Source organism: Pseudonocardia cypriaca (assembly GCF_006717045.1).
Taxonomy (GTDB): Bacteria; Actinomycetota; Actinomycetes; order Mycobacteriales; family Pseudonocardiaceae; genus Pseudonocardia; species Pseudonocardia cypriaca.
Window position 1 is genome coordinate 2,375,649 of the sequence record NZ_VFPH01000002.1, and the last position, 22,263, is coordinate 2,397,911.

At 74.3% G+C, this 22,263-nt stretch carries 18 protein-coding genes; 4 read left to right on the top strand and 14 right to left on the bottom strand.

The genetic code is table 11. The features are described 5' to 3' along the window. Position 1: 1 nt before the first annotated feature. From FB388_RS28890 to FB388_RS28940, 11 genes are all read right to left on the bottom strand, one after another. Positions 2-691: a sirohydrochlorin chelatase gene (locus tag FB388_RS28890; protein ID WP_211362257.1), complete on the bottom strand. Its 690-nt coding sequence runs from the start codon at positions 689-691 to the stop codon at positions 2-4. Beyond that, positions 688-1,872, bottom strand: a complete 1,185-nt coding sequence (locus FB388_RS28895; protein ID WP_170225874.1) for a uroporphyrinogen-III synthase — start codon at positions 1,870-1,872, stop codon at positions 688-690. Before FB388_RS28895 ends, FB388_RS28890 begins: the two co-directional genes overlap by 4 nt. Then, positions 1,869-2,225, bottom strand: coding sequence for a nitrite reductase small subunit NirD (gene nirD / locus FB388_RS28900; RefSeq protein ID WP_142105263.1), 357 nt, complete (start codon positions 2,223-2,225; stop codon positions 1,869-1,871). The genes FB388_RS28895 and nirD overlap by 4 nt, the downstream gene beginning before the upstream one ends. Further along, entirely contained in the window at positions 2,222-4,726 is a 2,505-nt protein-coding gene (nirB, locus tag FB388_RS28905; RefSeq protein ID WP_142105264.1) for a nitrite reductase large subunit NirB, read from the bottom strand. Before nirB ends, nirD begins: the two co-directional genes overlap by 4 nt. Further along, entirely contained in the window at positions 4,723-6,180 is a 1,458-nt protein-coding gene (locus tag FB388_RS28910) for an FAD-dependent oxidoreductase (RefSeq protein WP_281290487.1), read from the bottom strand. The genes nirB and FB388_RS28910 overlap by 4 nt, the downstream gene beginning before the upstream one ends. A 217-nt stretch (positions 6,181-6,397) precedes the next feature. Next, positions 6,398-8,464, bottom strand: a complete 2,067-nt coding sequence (locus FB388_RS28915) for a molybdopterin oxidoreductase family protein (protein ID WP_142105266.1) — start codon at positions 8,462-8,464, stop codon at positions 6,398-6,400. Next, positions 8,461-9,846, bottom strand: coding sequence for a nitrate/nitrite transporter (locus tag FB388_RS28920; protein WP_142105267.1), 1,386 nt, complete (start codon positions 9,844-9,846; stop codon positions 8,461-8,463). The genes FB388_RS28915 and FB388_RS28920 overlap by 4 nt, the downstream gene beginning before the upstream one ends. Positions 9,847-9,972: 126 nt before the next feature. Continuing rightward, positions 9,973-10,794 carry a TIGR02569 family protein gene (locus FB388_RS28925; protein WP_246122479.1) on the bottom strand — a complete coding sequence of 274 codons (822 nt, stop codon included), beginning with the start codon at positions 10,792-10,794 and terminating at the stop codon, positions 9,973-9,975. Between the two features lie 126 nt (positions 10,795-10,920). Continuing rightward, complete coding sequence (locus FB388_RS39665) at positions 10,921-14,856, bottom strand: hypothetical protein (RefSeq protein WP_211362258.1); 3,936 nt, start codon at positions 14,854-14,856, stop codon at positions 10,921-10,923. 351 nt (positions 14,857-15,207) lie between these two features. Further along, complete coding sequence (gene moeZ / locus FB388_RS28935; protein ID WP_170225876.1) at positions 15,208-16,380, bottom strand: adenylyltransferase/sulfurtransferase MoeZ; 1,173 nt, start codon at positions 16,378-16,380, stop codon at positions 15,208-15,210. Positions 16,381-16,428: 48 nt separating this feature from the next. Then, entirely contained in the window at positions 16,429-17,469 is a 1,041-nt protein-coding gene (locus FB388_RS28940; RefSeq protein WP_246122481.1) for an alpha/beta fold hydrolase, read from the bottom strand. A gap of 118 nt (positions 17,470-17,587) precedes the next feature. Between FB388_RS28940 and FB388_RS28945 the strand changes: the two genes are divergently transcribed. Together FB388_RS28945 and FB388_RS28950 are read left to right on the top strand one after the other, a co-directional pair. Further along, the gene (locus FB388_RS28945; RefSeq protein WP_246122483.1) at positions 17,588-18,781 is read left to right on the top strand and encodes an HAD family hydrolase; all 1,194 of its coding nucleotides are present in this window, start codon (positions 17,588-17,590) and stop codon (positions 18,779-18,781) included. Between the two features lie 46 nt (positions 18,782-18,827). Continuing rightward, the gene (locus tag FB388_RS28950) at positions 18,828-19,451 is read left to right on the top strand and encodes a TetR/AcrR family transcriptional regulator (protein ID WP_142105270.1); all 624 of its coding nucleotides are present in this window, start codon (positions 18,828-18,830) and stop codon (positions 19,449-19,451) included. A 6-nt stretch (positions 19,452-19,457) separates the two neighbouring features. Here the strand turns inward: FB388_RS28950 and FB388_RS28955 are convergent, their stop codons facing one another. Beyond that, positions 19,458-20,015, bottom strand: a complete 558-nt coding sequence (locus tag FB388_RS28955) for an ATP-dependent Clp protease proteolytic subunit (RefSeq protein ID WP_246122485.1) — start codon at positions 20,013-20,015, stop codon at positions 19,458-19,460. A 14-nt stretch (positions 20,016-20,029) separates the two neighbouring features. After that, a complete protein-coding gene (locus FB388_RS28960) occupies positions 20,030-20,644 on the bottom strand; it encodes an ATP-dependent Clp protease proteolytic subunit (RefSeq protein WP_142105272.1) in 615 nt (204 codons plus the stop codon). A gap of 248 nt (positions 20,645-20,892) precedes the next feature. Here FB388_RS28960 and FB388_RS28965 point away from each other — a divergent pair, with 248 nt between their 5' ends. Together FB388_RS28965 and FB388_RS28970 are read left to right on the top strand one after the other, a co-directional pair. Beyond that, positions 20,893-21,114: a hypothetical protein gene (locus FB388_RS28965; RefSeq protein WP_142105273.1), complete on the top strand. Its 222-nt coding sequence runs from the start codon at positions 20,893-20,895 to the stop codon at positions 21,112-21,114. A gap of 1 nt (position 21,115) precedes the next feature. Then, a complete protein-coding gene (locus FB388_RS28970; protein ID WP_142105274.1) occupies positions 21,116-21,328 on the top strand; it encodes a DUF7455 domain-containing protein in 213 nt (70 codons plus the stop codon). Positions 21,329-21,345: 17 nt separating this feature from the next. Here FB388_RS28970 and FB388_RS28975 read toward each other — a convergent pair whose 3' ends face one another. Beyond that, on the bottom strand, positions 21,346-22,257 hold the full coding sequence (locus FB388_RS28975) for an alpha/beta fold hydrolase (RefSeq protein WP_142105275.1): 912 nt from the start codon (positions 22,255-22,257) through the stop codon (positions 21,346-21,348). Positions 22,258-22,263 lie beyond the last annotated feature (6 nt).

The window sequence follows — 22,263 nt, forward strand, 5'->3', positions numbered from 1 at the left end:
GTCAGGCGGGGAGGGACCGGGCGGCCTGCGCAGACCTGTACCGGGACGCCAGCACGTCCAGGACCGCCCCGTGGTCGGACAGCGGGGCGGCCACCACGTCGGCGCCGCAGCGGTCCAGGTTGCGCTGGAACAGGCCCGGAGCCAGCAGCCACGAGGCGACCGCCACCCGGCGCGCACCCCCGGCCCGCAGCCGGGACACGACCTCGGCCACGCCGGGCCGGTCACCGAGCACGATGGGAGCGAGGGTGACGGGCCTGCCGAGCAGCCGTCCGAGCCGCCGGGCGGCCCGGGCGCCGTCGGCCTGCGCGTGCGGGTCGCTCGACGCGGCGACCGCGAGCACCACCGCGTCGCCGGGTCGGGCGCCCGCCTCGGCGAGGCGCTCGGCCGCGGCCGCGACGAGCACGGGGTCGGGGCCGAAGGCGCCGGCGAGCACGACGTCGCGGCGGCCGGTCAGGCGCAGCTGGTCGGGCACGTCGGCGCGGACGTGGTAGCCGGCGGCCAGGAAGGCGGGCACGGCGACGGTCGGGCCGGGCAGGTCGGCCAGCGCCTCGCCCGGGGTGGGACCCCGCACGTCGGCGTAGCAGGCGCGCACGCGCATGCCCAGCTGCCGCTCGGCCTGCGCGGCCACCCGTTCGGTGACAACGGCCCCGGCCGGGTCCCGCGTGCCGTGCGCGACGAGGAGCAGGTTCACCGCACCGCCCCGTGCACGCAGTGGCCGCCTGCCGAGCCCGGTCCGGCGCCGGGGTCGAGGGCGAGCCGGTAACCGCGCTTGACGACGGTCTGCACGAGCTTCGGCCGCCCGAGCGAGCCGCGCAGCCGGGCCATCGCCGTCTCGACGGCGTGCTCGTCGCCGCTGCCACCGGGCAGGGCCCGCAACAGCTCGGGGCGCGAGACGACCCGGCCGGGCCGGCGCGCCAGCGCCCGCAGCAGTGCCATCCCGGCGGGCGGCACCGTGCGCAGCTCACCGTCGACGAGCACGGCGTGCCCGCGCAGCTCCAACAGGTGCCCGGCTACCGGCAGGCGGCGGGCTCGGGCCGGCAGCTCGGACTCCAGCTGGCGCACCATCGCACCGAGCCGGGAGCGCTGCGGCTGCAGGGTGGGGACGTCGAGGGCCTCGAGCGGAGCCGCGGTGACCGGTCCGACGCACAGCGCGAGCACGGGTCCGCGCAGCGCGTCCAGCATGGAGCCGCGGACGCCCCGCTCGTCCGCGCGGGCCAGCAGGCTCGCCGCGGCGGGCGCGCTGGTGAACGCGAGCACGTCGATCCCACCGCAGAGAACGGAGTCGATCAGCCGGTCCAGCGGCCCGAGGTCGGCGGGTGGCAGCCAGCGGTACACCGGCACCTCGACCACCTCGGCGCCCGCCATCCTCAGCGCCTCGACGACGTCGGGCAGCGGCTCGCCATGCAGCTGCACCGCGATGCGCAGGCCGTCGACCCCCATGTCGAGGAGGTGGTCGAGCACCTCGGCGGACGACTCGGAGGCCGGCGACCAGGCGTCCACCAGCCCGGACGCCCGGATGGCACCACGGGCCTTCGGACCGCGGGCGAGCAGCTTGCCGGAGCCGAGCGCGGCGAGCAGGTCCTCCGCGATCCCCCAGCCGTCGGCGGCCTCGACCCATCCGCGGAACCCGATCCCGGTGGTGGCCACTGTGACGTCCGGCGGCCGGGCGATCAGCCCGCGCGTGGCGTCCGCGAGCTCGGTGTCGTCGGCGAGGGGGACGATCCGCAACGCGGGTCCCTGCTGCACGACCGCCCCGCGCCGCTCCAGCATCGTGCCCAGCTCCTCGGCCCGGCGCGCGGCGGTGACCCCGACCGTGAACCCGGCCAGCGGCGGCACCGCGGTGACGCCCGGGGTGGTCACGGCGGCGGTCACGGCAGCCCGACCTGCAGCCACCCGTCGGCGACGCGCACGGGGTACACCGGCACCTGGACGGCGGGATCGTCCAGGCACTGTCCGGTGACCAGGCTGAACGCCTGCTTGAACACGGGCGAGGCCACGATGGGTACGCCTCCGCGGTCGCCCACGATGCCACGCGAGAGCACGGCCGCCCCGGAGAAGGGGTCGACGTTGCCGACCGCGTGAATCGTGCCGTCGGCCAACCGGAACAGGGCCACCTGCACGGGTTCACCGCCTGCCGCGAGCAGGGCGGCGGCCCCGCGCTCGGGCAGCAACCGGTCCACCAGGCAGACGGTCTCCCAGCGAAGGTCGATCATTTCGGCTGTCATGCGCGCACCCCCGGAAGGCCGAGCGTGACGGGCACCGGCTGCCCGCGTTCCGTGACGAAGGAGATCGTGGGGTCCGGTGTCTCCGGAGCGTTCACGAAGGACACGAACCGCTCGAGCTTCTCCGGGTCCTCCAGCACGCCGCGCCACTCGTCGGCGTATCCCTCCACGTGCTTCTCCATCGCCGCCTCGAGGTCGGAGCAGATGCCGAGCGAGTCGTCGACGATCACGGCGCGCAGGTGGTCGAGCCCGCCGTCCATCGCCTCGATCCAGGACGCCGTGCGCTGCAGCCGGTCGGCCGTGCGGATGTAGAACATGAGGAACCGGTCGATCAACGTGATCAGGGTGTCGGTGTCGACGTCGGACGCGATCAGCTCGGCGTGCCGGGGCGTGAAGCCGCCGTTGCCGCCGACGTAGAGGTTCCAGCCGGTCTCGGTGGCGATCACCCCGAAGTCCTTGGACCGGGCCTCCGCGCACTCGCGGGCGCAGCCCGACACCCCGGACTTGATCTTGTGCGGGGCCCGGAGACCCCGGTAGCGCAGCTCCAGCGCGACGGCGAGGCCCACCGAGTCCTGCTGGCCGTAGCGGCACCACGTGGTCCCGACGCACGACTTCACCGTGCGCAGCGCCTTGCCGTACGCGTGGCCCGACTCGAAGCCCGCGTCGACGAGGCGGCGCCAGATCGCCGGCAGCTGCTCGACGCGCGCGCCGAACAGGTCGATCCGCTGGCCGCCGGTGATCTTCGTGTAGAGCCCGAAGTCGCGGGCCACCTCGCCGATCACGATGAGCCCCTCCGGCGTGATCTCCCCACCCGGGATGCGCGGCACCACCGAGTAGGTGCCGTTGCGCTGCAGGTTCGCCAGGAAGTGGTCGTTCGTGTCCTGCAGCGCGGCCTGCTCGGCGGAGAGCACGTGCCCCGAGCCGAGCGAGGCGAGGATCGACGCCACCGCGGGCTTGCAGATGTCGCAGCCGCGGCCGGTGCCGTGCTGCGCGATCAGCTCGGAGAACGTGCGGATCCCGGTCCCGGCGATGATCTCGAACAGCTCGGCGCGGGACACCGCGAAGTGCTCGCACAGCGCCTTCGAGACCTCGACGCCCTCCTGGGCGAGCAGCGTCTTGAGCAGCGGGACGCAGGACCCGCAGCTGGTGCCGGCCCTGGTGCAGGCCTTGAGCGCGGGCACGTCGTGCGCGCCACCGCAGATCGCCTCCCGCAACGCGCCCTTCGTCACGGCGTTGCACGAGCAGATCTGGGCGGAGTCCGGGAGGGCGTCGGCACCGAGCTCCACGCCACCGGGAGCGATCATCGCGACCGGGTCGGCCGGAAGTGGCGAGCCCACCAGGGGCCGGAGCGTCGCGTACTTCGAGGCGTCGCCGACGAGCACCCCGCCGAGCAGCGTCTTCGCGTCGTCGCTCACGACGAGCTTGGCGTAGGTGCCCGCCACCGGGTCGTTGACGACGACCTCCAGCGCGCCCGGCGTGCGGCCCAGCGCGTCGCCGAAGCTCGCGACGTCGACGCCGAGCATCTTCAGCTGCGTCGACATGTCCAGCTCGGCAGGCGTCATCGTGGCCTCGCCGCCGAGCAGCCGGTCGGCCACCACCTCGGCCATCGCGTATCCGGGCGCGACCAGCCCGTACGTGCGGCCCTCCAGCGCTGCCACCTCGCCGACGGCCCAGACGTGGGGGTCGGGCGTGCGGCAGGCGGTGTTGACCAGGACGCCGCCGCGCTCCCCGACCGGCAGCCCGGCCGCGCGGGCCAGCCCGTCGGCGGGGCGGATACCCGCGGAGAAGACGACGACGTCCGCGTCGAGCTCGATCCCGTCGGACAACGACGCGATCAGGCGACCGCGGTCCTCGCCGATGCCCGTGACGGACACCCCGCAGCGCACCTGCAGGTCCTCTGACTCGACGAGCCGCCGCAGCAGCGCGCCGCCGCCCTCGTCGACCTGCACCGGCATGAGCCGGGGCGCGATCTCGACGACCTGCGGCGACAGGCCGAGCAGCCGCAGCGCCCGCGCGGCCTCCAGCCCGAGCAGCCCACCGCCGACCACCACGGCCGAGCGCCGCCCGGGACGGGCCGCCGACACGGCCCGCTCGGCGGCGGCCATGATCGCGTCCAGGTCGTCGAGGGTGCGGTAGACGAAGCAGCCGGGCAGGTCGCGCCCCGGCACCGGCGGCACGAACGGCACCGAACCGGTGGCGAGCACGAGCGCGTCGTAGGGCAGCTCCCGGCCGGACGCCGTGCGCACGACGCGCGCGTCCCGGTCCAGCGCGACCGCGGCATCCCCCAGGTGCAGCCGCACCAGGGGGTCTGCAACTTCCGGCAGCGTCAGGTCCTCGGCGGTCTTGCCGTCGACGTAGGACGACAGGGCGACGCGGTCGTACGCGGGGCGGGTCTCCTCGCCCAGCACCGTGATCCGCCAGGTGCCCGCCGTATCGCGGTCGCGCATCGCCTGCACCAACCGGTGCCCGACCATGCCGTTGCCGACAACAACGAGTTCCTTCACGCGGCTCCCTCCTCGGGGACGGGGGTCAGCGTCGGGGGGTCGCTCTCGGCGAGCCACGAACAGATGCCGCGCACGGTGTCGCCGCAGCTGCCACAGCCGGTGCCGGCGCGGGTGGCCCGGCTCAGGGCGGGGACGTCCGTGTTCCCGGCGCGCCACGCGGCGACCAGGGCACCCTTCGTGACCGTGTTGCAGCGGCAGACGACGGCGGACGCGGGCAACCGGCCCGGGTCGGCCGTCTCGGGCGCGCCGGGCAGCGCGCGGCCGAAGAGCAGCCCGAGCCGGTCGGTGGGCGCGGGCTGCCCGGTGTCGTAGTACTGGATCATGGACGCGGCCGCCTCGGGCAGGCCGATCATGGCGCCGCCGACCACGCGGTCGCCGTGCAGCGCGAGGGTGGCGTAGCGGCCACCGGACGGGTCGGCGAAGCGCAGCACCTCCGCGCCCGCCTCGGCCAGCACCGCGGGGTCACCGACCGTCGCGAGGTCCACGTCGCGCGCCTTGAGCCGGGTGACGGCGCGGGTGCCGCCGTAGCGGGCCGCCGGGTTCGTCCCCGTGATCAGGTCGGCCAGCACCGCGGCCTGCTCCCACCCCGGCTGAACGAGGCCCGCAGGCGTGCCCGGGTGCTGGGCGCAGTCGCCGATGGCGTGCACCCGCCCGTCGGAGGTGGCGAGGCGGTCGTCCACCAGCACACCGCGGTCGACGGCGATCCCGGCGTCCGAGGCGAGTGCGGTCTCGGCGCGCACACCGGCCGCGACGACGAGGGCGTCGGCCGCGACGAGGTCGCCGTCGGCACCGCGCACCCCGAAGTCGGGTTCCCACGCGGCCGCCCGGAAGCCGAGCCGGACGTCGATGCCCAGGCGCGTCATCGCGGCGGCCAGCACCTCGCCCGCTCCCGGGTCGAGCTGGCGCTCCATGAGGTGCGACATCGGGTGCACGAGCGTCACCCGCACCCCGCGCCCGGCCAGCCCGCGCGCGGCCTCGCAGCCCAGCAGCCCACCCCCGAGCACGGCGAACCGCGCACCGGGGCGGGCCAGCTCCAGGATCCGCTCGCAGTCGTCCAGGTCGCGGAAGGTGACGACGCTCTTGTCGGCGAGCCCCTCCATCGGCGGCAGCCAGGCCCGGCTGCCGGTGGCGAGCACCAGCTCGTCGTAGCGCTCCACCGCACCGTCCGAGCAGTGCACGACCCGCTCGGCGCGGTCGATCGACTTCACCGTGACGCCGATGCGCAGGTCCACGCGGTGCCGCGCCGCCCAGCCCGGCGGGTGCAGCTGCACCGCCCGCGCCGACAGGCCGCCGCCAAGCACGGTGGACAACAGCACCCGGTTGTACGCCGGCCGCGGCTCCGCGCCGAGGACGGTCAGGCGCACGAGCCTCCCGTTGGGATCCCGGCGCCGCACCTCCTCGGCGAACCGGGCACCGACCATCCCGTGTCCGATCACCACGACGCGTCTGCTCACGCCGATCGACGGTAGGTAGCCGGAGTTACACCCGTGGGGCAGCTCGTGACGGAGAGGTAACGCCGCTCGCACATCGGCAGGCAGACACCGTGAGTCCGACCTGAGGGTGACCCAGGCCATGCCAGCAGGGCGGGGGGACGCGAGGTCGGCCGTGTCAGCAAAGCCACTTTCCTGACGTGGGAGGACAGGAAAGTGGCTTTGCTGACATCCGGGCGCGCTACGCCGGCTCCAGGCGAACCGCGCTCACCTTGAACTCCGGCATCCGGCTGATCGGGTCCAGCGCCGGGTTCGTCACCCGGTTCGCCGCCTGCTCGCCGCCGAAGTGGAAGGGCAGGAACACCGTGTCCGGCCGCAGGGTCGGCACGCACCGCACCCGCGCCTCCGCCGCGCCCCGCCGGGAGACCACGCGCGCCCAGTCGCCGTCGGCGAGCCCGGCGCGGGCGGCGGTGTCCGGGTGGACCTCTACGAACGACTCGGGCACCACACCGGAGAGCTCGGCCACGCGGCGGGTCTGCGCGCCCGACTGGTAATGCACCAGCACCCGCCCGGTGGTGGCCCGGAGCGGGTGGTCGGCGTCGGGCAGCTCGGCCGACGGCGTGTGGTCGACCGGGATCAGCCGCGCGCGGCCGTCGGGATGCGCGAACCGCTCGGTGAACAGCCGAGGCGTGCCCGGGTGGCCGGGCGCGGGACAGGGCCAGTGCAACGCCTCGCCCGCGTCGAGCCGGTCGTAGCTGATGCCGGAGTAGTCGGAGATCCCGCCCGCGGACGCCGCACGCAGCTCGTCGAACACCTCTTGCGGCTCGGCCGGGAAGCCCGCGACGCCGAGCCGGTCGGCGAGCCCGGAGATCACCTCGAGGTCGGTGCGCACCCCACCGGGCGGCGCCATGGCCCGGCGCCTGCGCAGCACCCGCCCCTCGAGGTTGGTCATCGTGCCCTCCTCCTCGGCCCACTGGGCCACGGGCAGCACGACGTCGGCGGCCATCGCCGTCTCACCGGGCAGTACGTCGGCGACGACCAGCAGGTCCAGCGCTGCGAGCCGCTCGGCCACGGCGTTCGCGTCCGGTGCCGAGACGAGCACGTTGGAGCCGAAGACGAGCAGCGCTCTCGGGCCGTCGTCGCGGCCGAGCGCGGCGAGCAGCTCGGTGGCGCTGCGACCCGGCCCCGGCAGGCTGTCCGGGTCCACGCCCCATACGCCTGCGACGTGCGCCCGGGCGGCCGGGTCGCTGATCGAGCGGTACCCGGGCAGCTGGTCGGACTTCTGCCCGTGCTCGCGGCCGCCCTGCCCGTTGCCCTGGCCGGTGATCGTGCCGAAGCCGGAGCCGGGCCGGCCCGGCAACCCGAGCGCGAGCGCGAGGTTGATCCAGGACGTGACGGTGTCGACGCCGTTGGCGTGTTGCTCGGCGCCGCGCGCGGTGAGCACGTAGCGCCGCGCGGCGCCGGCGAGCCAGCCGACCGCCCTCCGCATGTCGGCGGCCGGCACCCCGCACACCCGCTCCGCGCGCTCGGGCCACCACTGCGCCGCGACCCGCCACGCGTCGTCGAAGCCGGTGGTGCGCTCGGCCAGGTAGTCGGCGTCCAGGTACCCGTCGACCACGGCGACGTGCAGCATGCCCAGCGCCAGCACCAGGTCGGTGCCGGGCACCGGCTGCAGGTGCAGGCCGCCCGATGCCAGCGCCCGCTCCGCGGTCGGCGTGCGCCGCGGGTCCACCACGACGAGCCGGGCGCTCCCGAGGTGCCCCATCAGCGGCGGCATCGTCTCCGCGACGTTCGCGCCGGCGAGCAGCACGACCTCGGCGTCGTCCAGGTCGGTCACCGGGAAAGGCAGCCCGCGGTCGACGCCGAACGCCCGGTTGCCGGCAGCCGCGGCCGACGACATGCAGAACCGGCCGTTGTAGTCGATCTGCGACGTGCCGAGCGCGACGCGGGCGAACTTGCCGAGCAGGTAGGCCTTCTCGTTGGTGAGCCCGCCCGCGCCGAACACGGCGACGGCGTCGGGACCGTGCTGGGCCTGCAGCTCGCGGAGCCGGCCCGCGACGTGCCCGAGCGCGGCGTCCCAGCCCACCGCGGCGAACGGCGCCGACCGCGACGCGCGCATCAGCGGGGTGGTCAGCCGCTCGGGGTGGGCCAGCAGGCTCCCGGATGTCCAGCCCTTCTGGCACAGCCCGCCGCGGTTGGTCGGGAAGTCCCGCGCGTCGACCTCCCCACCGGCACCCACCCACTGCCCGCACTGCAGCGCGCAGTACGGGCAGTGGGTGGCGACGCGCGGGGTGACCGCGAGCGTCATACGCCCGCGTAGGCCACACGCGGGTGCGTGGCCTCTGCCGGGGCCGGCCGCAGGTAGACCACGTAGGTCACCGCGATGCACAGCACGTAGAAGGCCAGGAAGGACCAGAACGCCGGGTCACCGGACTGCGTGGTCATGAACGACTGGCGGAACGCCAGGTTGATGAACAGGCCGCCGAGCGCGCCGACCGCACCGGCGATTCCGATGACCGCGCCGGAGACCCGGCGCGCCCGCAGGTACGCCTGCTGCGGTTCGGCACCGGCGGTCTCGACCGCGACCCGGGCCTGACCACGGAAGATCGCCGGGATCATCTTGTACGTGGAGCCGTTGCCGACGCCGCTGAACACGAACAGCAGCACGAAGCCGACCGTGTACAGCGTCAGCGAGTCCATGGCCGATGCCGCGAGCACCACGAGGGCGGAGACACCCATCGCGATGAAGTTGTAGAACGTGACCTTCGCACCGCCGTACTTGTCCGCGAACCAGCCGCCCACCGGGCGGATCAGGGAGCCGAGGAGCGGGCCGATGAACGTCACGGCGGCGGCCTGCAGCGGGGTACGCCCGAACTGGTTCTGCAGCACGAGCCCGAACGCGAAGCTGTAGCCGATGAACGAGCCGAACGTACCGATGTAGAGGAACGACATCACCCAGGTCTGCGACTCCCGGTACGCCTCCTTGAAGGCGCCGGTGTCGTTGCGCATGGAGGTGAGGTTGTCCATCTTGATGGCGGCGAACACAGCGGCCACCACGATCAGCGGGATGTAGACGCCGAGCAGGATCCGGGGCGCGCCCGCGCCCGCCGTCGCGATGATCAGCAGCCCGACCAGCTGGATGACCGGTACGCCGATGTTCCCCCCGCCGGCGTTCAGGCCGAGCGCCCAGCCCTTCCTCGCCTCCGGGAAGAAGGCGTTGATGTTCGCCATGGACGAGGCGAAGTTCCCGCCGCCGACGCCTCCGATCGCGGCGACGAGGACGAACACCCAGTACGGCGTGCCCGGCTGGATGACCATCGCGGCGAGGATCGTCGGGATCAGCAGCAGGACCGCGCTCACGATCGTCCAGTTGCGGCCGCCGAAGCGGGCGGGCGCCATCGTGTAGGGCAGCCGCAGGATCGAGCCCACCAGCGTCGGCACGGCGACCAGGAAGAACTTCCCGGCCGCGTCGATGCCGTACTCCGGCCCCATGAACAGCACGAGGACGGACCACATCGTCCAGATCGAGAAGCCGATGTGTTCGGAGAAGATCGAGAACCACAGATTGCGGTTCGCGACCTTCGCGCCGGTGCGCTCCCAGAACCCCGCATCCTCGGGGTCCCACTGGTCGATCCAACGCCCGCGGAGCGCGGAACGCGCGGGGGGTGCATCAGGTGCGGTCGTCGTCACGCCGATCCTCCTGGGTTCGTCGGTCGGCGCGACGCTATGCACGGCCCGTTACCGGCCCGTCGGTTCGATGTGACATGGACGCAAACCCGGCCTCACGGCGGCCGCACGTCAGGGGTGAGGCTCCTCCTACAGGAGCGGGCCGATGGCGCCCGCCGCGCGCTGCAGGCCGGCCAGCGTCCGCGCAGAGGCGTCGGGGTGCTGCGCGTGCAGTGCGACGCGGTGCAGGAGGGCCCGCAACAGCATCTGCGGCCACTCCTCGAGGTGCGTCCACCGCTTGGGCAGCTCCTCGTCGGCACCGCCCCACGCCAGCGCGTCGACGACGACCACGGCGGCCGCCCACTGCGCGGGACGCCAGCACGGGACGAGGTCGATCACGGCCGGCATCCCGCGCTCGTCGAACAGGACGGCGCCGAACAGCTCCGGGTGCACCAGCTGGGGGGTGAGCTGCACGGGCCTGCGGAACTCGGCGAGCTGCGAGTACAGCTCACCACCGGTCGCCGGGTCGAGGGTCAGCCGCCGCTCGCCGAACGCTCCGGCAGCGGACCGGGTCACCAGGTCATCACGGTCGTCCAGGAGCCGCGGCCGGGAGACGCCCGCGGTGGCGGCGTGCAGCCGGATGGACGCCTCCACGACCTCGTCGTAGCGGGGCTCGACGTAACCGGGGATGTAGCGGCACGCGGCCCAGCCGCCGACGACCCACCGCCCGTCGGAGGAACGCAGCGGGCGGGCGACGCGCACACCCTCGACCTGGAGCCCGTCGAGGACGGCCGCGGACCACGCCGCCACGACGTTGTCCGGCACCGGGCGGACGAGCACGTCACCGCAGTGCCATGCCCGCCTGCCGGCCCACACGACGGGACGTGGCTCGACGTCGCTCACGCCGAACGCGTTGCGAACGTGCGCGGGCAGGGTGGTCCCGGTGGACGGCAGGACAGGCGCAGCGGTCACGGCAACGGACGCTACCGGCGCCACCCCGCCGTTCCGGGGCGCCACGCGGGGGCGCGTCGCCGTGCCGCGCGATCGGGCGGCGGGGACGGCTGGACGATCACTCGCCGTCGTCGTCCCCGTGTCGTCTCAGTCGTCGCCCCCGTCGCCGCCACCGTCGTCGCCGCCACCGTCATCGCCGCCGTCATCGCCGCCACCGTCATCGCCGCCGCCGTCGGAGCTCCCGCCGTCGTCGTCCCCGTCGCCGGAGTCGCCGCTGTCCGAGTCCTTGCTGTCCGAGTCCTCGCTGTCCGAGTCCTCGCTGTCCGAGTCGCCGCCGTCCGAGTCGCCGCCGTCGGAGTCCTTGTCGTCCGAGTCGCCGTCGTCCGATCCCTTGTCGTCGGAGTCCCGGTCGGAGTCCCGGTCGGAGCTCTTCTCGTCGGAGTCACCGTCCGAGTCCTCGTCGCCGGACTCCTTCCGGTCCGAGTCGCCACGGTCGGAGCTCTCGTCATCGCCCTTCTCGCCGGACTCCTTGCGATCCGAGTCCCCGCGGTCGGAACTCTCGTCATCGCCCCCGTCGCCGGACTCCTCACGATCGGATTCCCGACGGTCCGAACTCTCGTCGTCGCCCTTCTCGCCGGAGACCTCGCGATCCGAGTCCCCACGATCGGAACTCTCGTCGTCGCCCTTCTCCCCGGACACGTCACGATCCGAGTTCTCACGATCCGAACTCTCGTCATCGCCCTTCTCACCGGACTCCTTGCGATCGGAATCGCTGCGATCCGAGTCCTCGTCCGAGCCTTCGGAGTCACGGTCGGAGTTGTCCCGCTCGGAGGAGTCACGGTCGGAGGACGCCTCCGCCAGCGCCTTCCAGACGGCCGCTTCGAGCTCGTCCTCGTCCAAGCTGCCGGCGTCCGACCCGGAGTCGCGGTCGGACGATTCACCCGACGAGTCGTCGTCCTCGGAGTTCCGATCCGGAGCGTCACCATCGGTCTCGCGGTCGGAGTCGTTGCGGCCGGAGTCGTCGTCCGAGTCGCTCCTCGACTGCCGGCCGGAGTCCTCGTCCGAGTCGCCGTCGGACCGGTCGGCCTCGGCGGCTGCCGCCAGCAGGGAGCCGAGTCCGGAGGCGCCCATCGCCTCGAGGACCCTTCCGGCCCGTTCGGCGTCCTCCGAGCTGGGCGAGTCGGACGAGTCGTCGGAGTCCGAGCCGGCCCTGTCGCGCTGGTCGTCCGAGCGGGTGCTGGGCCGGTCGCCGTCCGACTCGTCGCGGCTGCGGTCGTTGTCCTGGGCGGATCGGCGGTCGGTGTCGGCGCGGGGGCTCGCGTTGTCGCGCTCGCCGCCGGACGCACCGCCGCGGTCGTCCTCGCCACCGTCGTCCCCGGTCACGGAGCCGCTGACGGCCTCGACGACCCCGGTGACGTTGCGCTCCGGTCCCGAGGAGCCCGAGTCGCCGTCGTCCTCGTCGCGGTCGTCACTCCCGCGGCCGCTCTGATCCGCCCCTCCGCCACTCGGTTTGCTGTCGGACGCGCTGCCCCGCTCGCTCCGGCTGTCCCCGTCGTCGCCGTCGTCCGAGCGGTCGTCGGCGGCGCCGTCGCGGTCTGCGCCTCCACCGACGAGGCCCCGCAGCAGTCCGCCCGAGTCGCCTCCGCCGTCCTCGTCTCCGGAGCCAGAGCCGGAGCCGGAGCCGGATTCAGTGCCTCCGCTGTCGTCGCCTGCGCCGTCGTCCCTGCCCCCGTCGTCCCGGCCCCCGTCGTCCGAGCGGTCGCCGCCGCCGAGCAGGCCCCCGACCGATCCGAGGATCCCGCCCCCGGACGGGCCGTCCCCCGCCTCCGGGCCGGCGTCCGGGCCGCCGGGCGAGTCCGCCGGACCCGCACCAGGACCGGACCGCCCCTCGGACGCGTCGTCGCCGGGTCGCCCCCGGTCCTCGCCGCCGGAGTCCGAGTCGCCCCGGCCACCGTCGCCGCCGAGCGCATCTCCCAGGGAGCCGAGGGCATCGCCGACGGGCCCACCGCGGTCGCGATCGCCCGGTCCCCCGCCCCGCTCGTCACCCCGGTCGCCCGAGGGGCCGGGAGCGTCGCGCCCCGGGCCACCGGAACCGGGCTGACCGGGTCCTTCCTGCTCGTCGGTGCTCGTGTCGCCCGCGCGGTCGCCCGGACCGGAGGGTCCGCGCTCACCACCGCCGAGCGCCTCACCCACGGAGCCGAGCGCCTCACCGACCGGGCCACCGCCCGGCGCGTTCCGCTCCTCGCCGGGAGCGCCACCACGCCCGGGTTCACCCTGATCCCGATCCTGACCAGGTCCCTCGCGATCTCCACCCGCCGGAGCCCGGCCCTCGTCCTCGCCGCCGCCCGCGTCGTCCCCCCGGCCGCTGTCACCCCGACCCGCATCGCCGCCGAGCGCCTCACCCACCGAACCCAGTGCCTCACCGACCGGACCACCCGGCGCATCCCGCTCGTCGCCGGGAGCGCCACCACGCCCGGGTTCACCCTGATCCCGATCCTGACCGGGACCCTCGCGATCTCCACCCGCCGGAGCCCGGCCCTCGTCCTCGCCGCCGCCCGCGTCGTCCCCCCGGCCGCTGTCACCCCGACCCGCATCGCCGCCGAGCACCTCACCCACCGAACCCAGTGCCTCACCGACCGGACCACCCGGCGCATCCCGCTCGTCGCCGGGAGCGCCGCCACGCCCGGGCCCGCCCTGGTCGCGTTCTTGCCCGGGACCCTCGGGGGCTCCACCTGCCGGAGCGCGTTCCTCGTCCTCGCCGCCGCCAGCGTCGTCCCCGCGATCGTTGTCACCCCGGGCAGCGTCCCCGCCGGCGGCGTCGCCGCCGAGCGACTCCCCCAGAGAGCCGAGTGCGTCCGCGATCGGCCCACCGCCGTCGGCGCGGACATCCGGCCTCTGCTGGTCGGGGTCGTCGTCGTGCTCCGCGGCCTCATCGCCGGGGCCGCGCGGGTCGGGGGGAGCCCCGTTGGACGTGTCCTGCCGCTCCCTGTCCTCCTGCTCGTCGCGGGCGACCACGTCGGGGAGGTCGGGCAGGGCGTCGCCCTCGTCCTCGTCGTCGTCGCGTTCCGAACGGTCCGAGTCCGGGTCGTCCCGGTCCTCGGAGCGCGTCTCGTCCGACTCGTCGGGGCCGTGCTCGACCACGTCCAGGAGGCGCTCGGTGACCTCCTCGGTCTCCTCGTCGTCGTCGGGCAACGGGGCCCGGACGGCGTTGTCGACGCCGCGCTCCAGGTCCTCCAGCTCGGTGCGCTTCGCCTCCCGCTGACGCAGCCGCAGATCGCGTTGCTCGTCGAGCGCGGCGAGCTCGGACGACTGCTCGGGGCTGCGCCTGCCGGGCGGTGCGGCCGAGAGCGCCTGCTCGACCGCCTGCAGGTGGCGCTCGGTGGTCTGGAGGTCGGTCCGGGCCCGGTCGAGGGAGCGGTAGGTGTCGATCTGCGACTGCAGCATGGCCTTGCGCCGCTCGAGGACGGCTTTGCGCGCCTGGAGGTCCTGCACCTCGGGCGGGGTGACCGAGCGGCGCTCCGGCGGCAGGCTCGTCCATGCCCGCTCCGTCTGCGCGAGCGTGGCGAGCTGGCTGTCCAGCGAGGCGAGGGAGATCTGCGCGTGCGCGATCCACTCCGCGCGCGGGTCGACCCCTGGCGGCGCAGGCGCGGTGGCCTGGGGCGGGGCGATGGGCTCGGACGCGGTGAAGACGTACGTGGCGGCGAGGATGCCGGCCGCGCCGAACACCGCCACGGTGCGCCGCCTCCGGCTGGTCGCGCTCGCGCGGGCCCTGGCGCGCGTGGCCTCCGACTGCGCGGCGCGCTCCACCCGGCGGGCCTCGACCATGGCCCGCTGCTCCCGCACTCCGTGCGGGACCGGTGGCGCCTCCGGCTCGCCCTGCGGCTCGAGGAGCCATGGCAGCGCGGCCGCGAGCCGTTCGTCCTGGCCGGCCTGCGCGGCGGCGCGGCGGGCCTGCCGAGCGGCGGCCCGATGCGCTGCGGTGCAGTAACGGCGAGGCGGGCGACCGGGGATGTCCTCGATCACCTCGTTGCACCCGGGCAGGGCACAGCGTCTCGCGTTGTCGTCCACCAGTGCGACCCCCATCGCCGGGTGACGGAAGGAATGCCAGTACTCGGAAGTGCCACCGGTGACCGTGATGTGCACCGTGGCGCACCCCGACACCACGGTCCCGCAGATCCGTCTTGATCTTCCGGCTCCGGAACGCTACTCGGCACTCGTCCGGGTGTCACTGCTCCGTTCGACGAACACGAAGGCAGGCATCCGATCACTGCGCGTGACAGCAAGTGCTCCGATTGGGCCATTCGGGCGCGACTCGTCCTGCCGAATGCATCCGTCCCTTGCATCGGTACGTACGACTGGCCCTGAAACGGCGACGGCGCCCCCTCCGACCAGGGGCCGGACGGGGGCGCCGTCGTGCGGGGCCCGAGGTTGCGCTCAGTACACGGGCTGGGAGGGGTCGACCTGCTTGATCCAAGCCAGCACGCCGCCACCGACGTGCACGGCGTCCTTGAAGCCCGCCCGGTGCAGCACCGCGAGCGCCTCCGCCGAGCGCGCCCCGGACTTGCAGTGCAGCACGACGGGCCGGTCCTGCGGGATCTCCGAGAGCGCCTCGCCGGACAGGATGCGGTCCTTCGGGATCAGCTTCGCGCCCGGGATGCTGACGATCTCGAACTCGTTCTGCTCCCGGACGTCGATCAGCTCGAAGTCCTTGCCCGCGTCGATCATCTCCTTGAGCTCGAGCGCGGTGATGGTGCTGCCCGCGGCCGCCTGCTGCGCGTCGTCGGACACCACGCCGCAGAACGCGTCGTAGTCGATGAGCTCGGTGATCTTCGGGGTGCTCGGGTCCTTGCGGATCCGAATCGTGCGGTAGGTCATCTCGAGGGCGTCGTAGACCATCAGCCGTCCCAGCAGCGGCTCGCCGATGCCGGTGATCAGCTTGATGGCCTCGTTCACCATGATCGAGCCGATCGAGGCGCACAGGACACCGAGCACGCCACCCTCGGCGCAGGACGGCACCATCCCGGGCGGCGGGGGCTCGGGGTAGAGGTCGCGGTAGTTGAGGCCCTGTCCGTTCGGGGCGTCCTCCCAGAACACCGACGCCTGGCCCTCGAACCGGAAGATCGAACCCCACACGTACGGCTTGCCGAGCAGGACCGCCGCGTCGTTCACGAGGTAGCGGGTGGCGAAGTTGTCGGTGCCGTCGAGGATGAGGTCGTAGTCGCGGAACACGTCGAGCACGTTCGACGAGTCGAGCCGCGTCTCGTGCAGCCGGACCTCGACGAACGGGTTGATCTCCTTGATGGAGTCGCGCGCCGACTCGGCCTTCGACCGGCCGACGTCGGACTGCCCGTGGATGATCTGACGCTGCAGGTTGGACTCGTCGACCACGTCGAACTCGACGATGCCGAGCGTGCCGACGCCCGCGGCGGCGAGGTAGAGCAGGGCCGGGCTCCCGAGGCCACCGGCGCCGACCACCAGCACCTTCGCGTTCTTCAGCCGCTTCTGCCCCGCCATGCCGACGTCCGGGATGATGAGGTGCCGGCTGTAGCGCTCGACCTCCTCCTTGGACAGGGTGGCGGCCGGCTCCACGAGCGGCGGTAGCGCCATGATCAAGCTCCTCGCATCGACGTACGGTTCCTTCCGGCAACGCGACGGTCACCCGGGTTCTTCCCAGGTCCCCGCCCCGACCGCATCCCACATGCCCGCGACGGCGCGCGCCACCGTCTGCGGCGCCTCGATCTGAGCGACGTGCCCCACACCCGGCAGCACCAGCAGCCGCGAGCGCCGCAGGGCCGCGGCGGTGCGGCGGGCCAGCCGGGGCGCCACGAGCCGGTCGCGCTCGCCCCACACCACGAGCGTCGGAGCCTGCACGCGGGCCGCCACCGACCACAGCGACTCCCCGCGCAGCCATCCGGCCACCATCGCCTTCCCGGTGCGCTCCGCCGCCTCCTGGGCCCAGGCCAGGCGGGCCCGCGCGGCGTACTCGGCGGCGGCCTCGGCCATCCGGTGCTCCGGGACGAGCGTCGGGTCGCCGAAGCAGAGCCGCACGACCTGCTCCGCCCGGGTGCGCGGGTCCATCGCCGCGAGCTCGGCCCGGGCGCGCTTCCCGATCAGGGGCAGCAGCGCGAGCAGCAGCTTCGGGTCGGACACGCGATGCGGGTGGGGTCGCAGGTCGGGCATCGCGGGCGACACGAGCGTGAGCGTGCGCACCAGCTCGGGCCTGCGGGCGGCCACGGCGAGCGCGACGGCGCCGCCGAACGAGTTGCCCAGTAGGTGCACCGGGCGGCCGCGACCCGCGAGGAAGCAGAGCAGGGCGTCGGCGTGGCCGGCGGGCGAGTAGTCCCGGGACGCGAGCGGCCGGGAGTGCCCGAAGCCGGGCAGGTCCACCGCCGTGCCCGCCGCCCGGGTGGACAGCAGTGCGGCGAGGTCCGTCCAGTTGGTGGCCGAGCCGGACAGCCCGTGGACGTAGACGGCCGGGGTGTCCTGCGGACCGGGCGTCTCGCGCACGTGCAGCGTGACGCCGCCGGAGGTCACCTCGCCGCCCGGCCACGGGGCCTGGTGCGGATCGAGGTGCGGAAGCGTGGCCGGGTCCGCCAGCGGCGGCGGCCCGATCGGCACGTCCTGCGCCCGGCGGGCGCGCACCAGTAGCGGACGGATGAACGGCAGCGCGGCTGTGCCCGGATCTCCAGCACTCACTCCCCGAGGATGACTCGCCCGCGATGTTGCGGCCACCCGCGCGGCATCCGGCTCGCGCCTGTGGGGGACGTCATCGCGGCCGGTCACCGGCGTTGTACTCCGGGAGAGGAGGCCGACATTGGCCGGGGCGAGCCCACTGGAGGTCGCGGCCGCGACCCTGACGGTCACGGCGGCACTGGTGGTGCTCGCGTACCGGCTGGGCAGCGGGCAGCCGGCCACGGTGGCCATCGGGGCCGCGCTGGCCGTGCTGCTCGTCGCGGTGCCCGGTGCACTGCGCCTGGCCACCGGGCTGCCGCGCCTCGTCGGCATGGACCGAGCGGCCCGGCTCGGTGTCCTGGCCTCCGGCGCTGCGTTCGGGTCTGCGCGGAGCGTCGACACGGTCGTGCTCGCCGGGACGGGCCTGCTCACCAGCGGCGAGCTGGAGGTGCAGGCCGTCCACGCCGTCGACGGCGTCCCGGCGGACGACGTGCTGCGCCTGGCCGGTGCCGTGGTCCAGGAGTCCGGCCGGCCGATCCACCGCGCGATCGCCGCGGCGACGCCCCGCCTGCCCGGCGTCGCCGACTTCGACCCCGTGGACGGACTCGGCGCGCGCGGCGTCGTGGCCGAGGTCGTCGGCGCTCCCGGTGAGGAGCGGGTGATCGCCCACGCCGTGCTCGTCGGCGACGCGGCGCTCCTCGCGGCGCACGACATCGACCTGCCCGCCGTCCCGGCGACGGCCGGCTGCACCCCGGTCGCGGTGGCATGGGACGGCTCGGCGCGTGGCGTGCTGGACGTCGGGCCGGACGTGCCCCGGGCGATCGCAGCCGCCGTCCGGGAGCTCACCGCTCTCGGGGTGCGGCCCGTCCTCCTGGCCGCCGAGGAACCGGATGTCGCACGGGCCGTTGCCGCGAGCGCGGGGATCGCGCCCGACGCCGTGCTGGCGGGCGTCGCCCCCCGGGATGCGGCCGGGCTCGTCCGCGAGCTGGGTTGCGGCATCGCCGTGATCGCCTGCTCCGAGCGGTACGAGGCGGCCCTCCGCGCCGCCGATCTCGCCGTGCGCATCGGCTGGGCCGGGACGGACTCCCGGCCCGCGCTGACGCTGGTGCGCGGCGATCTCTCCGTCGCGGTGGCCGCGATCCGGCTCGCCCGCCACACCGCGGCCGTCGCCCGGACGAACCTGATCTGCTCGCTCGCCTGCGTCGCGGTGCTGCTGCCGACGACCGCGGCCGGCCTGCTCGGCCCGGCGCTCTCAGCAGCGGCGACGGCGGTCTGCGCCGCGGTGCTGGTGATCAACGACCTGCGGCCGCAGCGCGGTGCTGCTACCGACGGGTAAGGTGTTCCTCCGCACCCGATCGGGTGGATGGACGGAGGGCAACGGCATGACCGAGGCGCCGGCACCGGTGCACCGCGGCACCCGCCTTTCCCGCGACGCGCGCAGGGCCCAGCTTCTCGTGGCCGCGCGCGACGTCTTCGCGGCCCACGGGTACCACGCCGCCGCGATGGACGACATCGCCGAGCGGGCCGGCGTGAGCAAGCCGGTGCTCTACCAGCACTTCCCCGGCAAGCTGGAGCTCTACCGGGCGCTGCTCACCACGTACGCCGACGAGCTGGTGGAGCGCGTCACCGCCGCCATCGACGGCACCTCCGACAACGAGCAGCGCGTGCACGCCGCCGTCGCGGCCTACTTCGACTTCGTGGCGGGCGAGGGGCAGGCCTACCGGCTGGTGTTCGAGTCCGACCTGCGCGGCGAGCCGGAGGCCGCCGCGGTCGTCGACGGCGCGCTCACCCGCTGCATCGACACGGTCGCCGCGGCCGTCACCACCGACGCGGGGCTGGACACCCCGCGCGCCCGGATGCTGGCCGTCGGGCTGGTCGGGCTGAGCCAGGTGGCCGCGCAGTACTGGCTCGACTCCGACCAGGCGGTGCCCCGCGACGAGGCCGTGTCACTCATGTCCGGGTTCGCGTGGCGCGGCCTCGCCGGCTTCCCCCTGATCCACGGCTGAGGGCGATCACCGCGCAGGCGTGCGCAGCACCCCGTCGATCAGGCCGTAGTCCACGGCCTCCTGGGCGCTGAACCAGCGGTCGCGGTCGAAGTCGGCCTCGATCCGCTCGACCGGCTGCCCGGAGTGCTCGGCCGTGAGCTCGGCGATCCGCTTCTTGAGCTTCGACAGCATCTCGGCGCGGATCACGATGTCCGACTCCGCACCGCCCGCCCCGCCCGATGGCTGGTGCATCATCACCTGGGCGTGCGGCAGCGCGAACCGCTTGCCCGGCGTGCCCCCGGTCAGCAGGAACTGCCCCATGGACGCGGCCATGCCGGTGGCGATGGTGGACACGTCCGGCTGGATGGCGTGCATGGTGTCGTAGATCGCCATCCCGGCGAACACCGAACCGCCCGGTGAGTTGATGTAGAGCGTGATGTCGGCGGTCGGGTCCTCGCCCGCGAGGAGGAGCAGCTGGGCGACGAGCTTCGTGGCGACGTCGTCGTCCACCTCCTGGCCGAGCACGACGATCCGCTCGCGCAGCAGCCGGTCGTAGACGGTGTCGTCGATGGTGGGGGCGCTCATGTCAGTGGTCTCCTTCAGCGGGGGAGCTTGCGGCTGGCGATGATGTTGTCGGCGATGCCGTACTCGACGGCCTCGTCGGCGGTGAGGACGAGATCGCGCTCGATGTCGGTGTGGACGCGCTCCACGGTCTGGCCGGTGCCCTCGGCGAGGGCCTCCTCGAGCTGGCGGCGCAGGCGCGACACCTCGGCCGCGTAGATCTCCAGGTCGGACGTCTGGCCGCGGACGACGTCGATGCTCGGCTGGTGGATCAGCACCCGGGCGTTGGGCACCACCGAGCGGTGGCCCCGCGCGCCGGCCGCGAGCAGCACCGCTGCGGCGGACGCCGCCTGCCCGAGGCAGTACGTGTGCACGGGCGGGCGGATGTAGCGCATGGTGTCGTAGATCGCCGTCATCGCGGTGAGCGACCCGCCCGGCGAGTTGATGTACATCGAGATCGGCCGGTCCGGCTCCGCCGACTCCAGGCAGATCAGCTGGGCCATCACGTCGTTGGCGGCGGCGTCGTCGATCTGCGTGCCGAGGAAGACGATGCGGCCCTCGAACAGCTTGCTGTAGGGATTCGACTCCTGGTAGCCGTAGCTCGTCCGCTCGACGAACGACGGCAGGACGTAGCGGGCCTGCGCGCTCTGCATGCGTTGACCTCCGGGTCGGTGGATCTCCCGGACGCTAACGGCGCCCGACCTGCGCCAACCCGGACATTCGCGGGGGGCGAAACCCTTTCGCCGAGAGCGGACGCCCGGCCACCCCGCGCCAAGCCCCGCGAGTCGCGGCCTGGGTGCGCGCGAGTCGGGTTGCGGTCGAGCGATGAGTTCCGGGTGTGGCCGCGGTCTCATCTGCAACCGCGCCGCACGGGGCGCGCCGGCCCGGAAGGGAGCGAAAGATGACCACCACGACCGACCTCAGCTACCGGGACCGCGCCGTCCTCCGCGCGGTCGCCGCCGGGCGGTGCACCGTCTCCGCGATCGGCGTCCTCGCCGTCGACGGGCTGGGCTGCTGCGACCAGTTCGTCGGCCGCAGGCTGACGAACGCCGGCCTGATCGCCCCCGGCCCCGGCCCCGCCCGCCTGACGGTCACCGGCCGCGCACTGGTCGAGGCGGCGTGACATGAACACCACCACCGACAACGGCGCGGCCTACTGCGACCGCTGCCCCGCCCGGGCCCGTGTCCGCGCCGAGCTGCCGGCGGGCGAGCTGCACTTCTGCAACCACCACATCCGCGAGCACCGCGACCGTCTCGCGGCGTCAGGCGCGACGCTCGTCGTCCTGCCGGGTCACCCGGCCCCCATCCGGAGCGCTGCGGCCGATCGTGCGGCGTGATGCGGGTGCCGCCGTGGTCATGCGGTCCGGCGTTGCCGGGCCTGCCCAGCGGCGGCGGCCGTGGCCAGCGCGGCGATCCGGCCCGCCACGCCGGACACCCGCTCGAGCGGCAGCATGTGCCCCGCCTCCGGGAAGATCGTCAGCTCGGCCGACGGCAGCGCGTCGACGATGCGGCGGGCCGAACGCACCGGGGTGAGGCGGTCCCGGGAGCCGACGAGCACGACGGTCGGGATGTCGGCGAACGCCGTGAGCGCGGCATCGCGTTCGTGGGCTTGCAGCGTCGGCTGGAACCCGGACACGGTGAGCGGCCGGCACGCGCCCACCGTCTCGAACGTGATCCGGCGGGCCTCTGCGCTCGGCTGCGTGCCGAGCAGCAGCCACCGCATCGCCGGTGCGATGAGGCGCGGGTCGGCGAGGCGCTCCCGGCGCGCCCATGCCCTCGTGGCGGCGATCCGTCCCTGCACCCGCCGGTACACCGCGGCCGCGGGCGGGGTGAGTCCGAACGGCCGCTCGGCGAGACCACCGCTCGCCGTGGCCACCAGCGCGATCCCGGCGGCACGCGCCACCACGTCCGGGTGGCGCTCGGCCAGGGCCATCAGCGTCATGCCGCCCATCGAGTGCCCGGCGAGCACGAGCGGACCGGTCGGCGCCGCAGCGGAGACGACCGCTGCGAGGTCGTCGGCGAGCTGGTCGATCGTCATCGTCGCCGGGTCGACCGCGGCCGAGCGCCCGTGCCCGCGGTGGTCGTGCCGCACCACGCGGACCGGGGAGGGGCCGGCCGCGAGCGACCTGGCGACGGGCCGCCACGAACGCCGGTCGAGCGACCAGCCGTGCACCAGGACGACGGTGACGGGCGCATCGTGCGTGCCGTCCAGCTCGACGTGCAGCGGCACGCCGTCGGCCGCGGGGACGGATCGTGCGGTGGTCATGTGACG

What these genes read in the sequence shown, in the direction of transcription:
- FB388_RS28960 (WP_142105272.1), bottom strand. Translation starts at nt 20,644, where the DNA reads ATGCAGAGCGCGCAGGCCCGCTACGTCCTGCCGTCGTTCGTCGAGCGG.
- FB388_RS39665 (WP_211362258.1), bottom strand. Translation starts at nt 14,856, where the DNA reads ATGGGGGTCGCACTGGTGGACGACAACGCGAGACGCTGTGCCCTGCCC.
- FB388_RS28970 (WP_142105274.1), top strand. Translation starts at nt 21,116, where the DNA reads ATGAACACCACCACCGACAACGGCGCGGCCTACTGCGACCGCTGCCCC.
- FB388_RS28965 (WP_142105273.1), top strand. Translation starts at nt 20,893, where the DNA reads ATGACCACCACGACCGACCTCAGCTACCGGGACCGCGCCGTCCTCCGC.
- moeZ (WP_170225876.1), bottom strand. Translation starts at nt 16,380, where the DNA reads ATGGCGCTACCGCCGCTCGTGGAGCCGGCCGCCACCCTGTCCAAGGAG.
- FB388_RS28975 (WP_142105275.1), bottom strand. Translation starts at nt 22,257, where the DNA reads ATGACCACCGCACGATCCGTCCCCGCGGCCGACGGCGTGCCGCTGCAC.
- FB388_RS28955 (WP_246122485.1), bottom strand. Translation starts at nt 20,015, where the DNA reads ATGAGCGCCCCCACCATCGACGACACCGTCTACGACCGGCTGCTGCGC.
- FB388_RS28950 (WP_142105270.1), top strand. Translation starts at nt 18,828, where the DNA reads ATGACCGAGGCGCCGGCACCGGTGCACCGCGGCACCCGCCTTTCCCGC.
- nirD (WP_142105263.1), bottom strand. Translation starts at nt 2,225, where the DNA reads ATGACAGCCGAAATGATCGACCTTCGCTGGGAGACCGTCTGCCTGGTG.
- FB388_RS28915 (WP_142105266.1), bottom strand. Translation starts at nt 8,464, where the DNA reads ATGACGCTCGCGGTCACCCCGCGCGTCGCCACCCACTGCCCGTACTGC.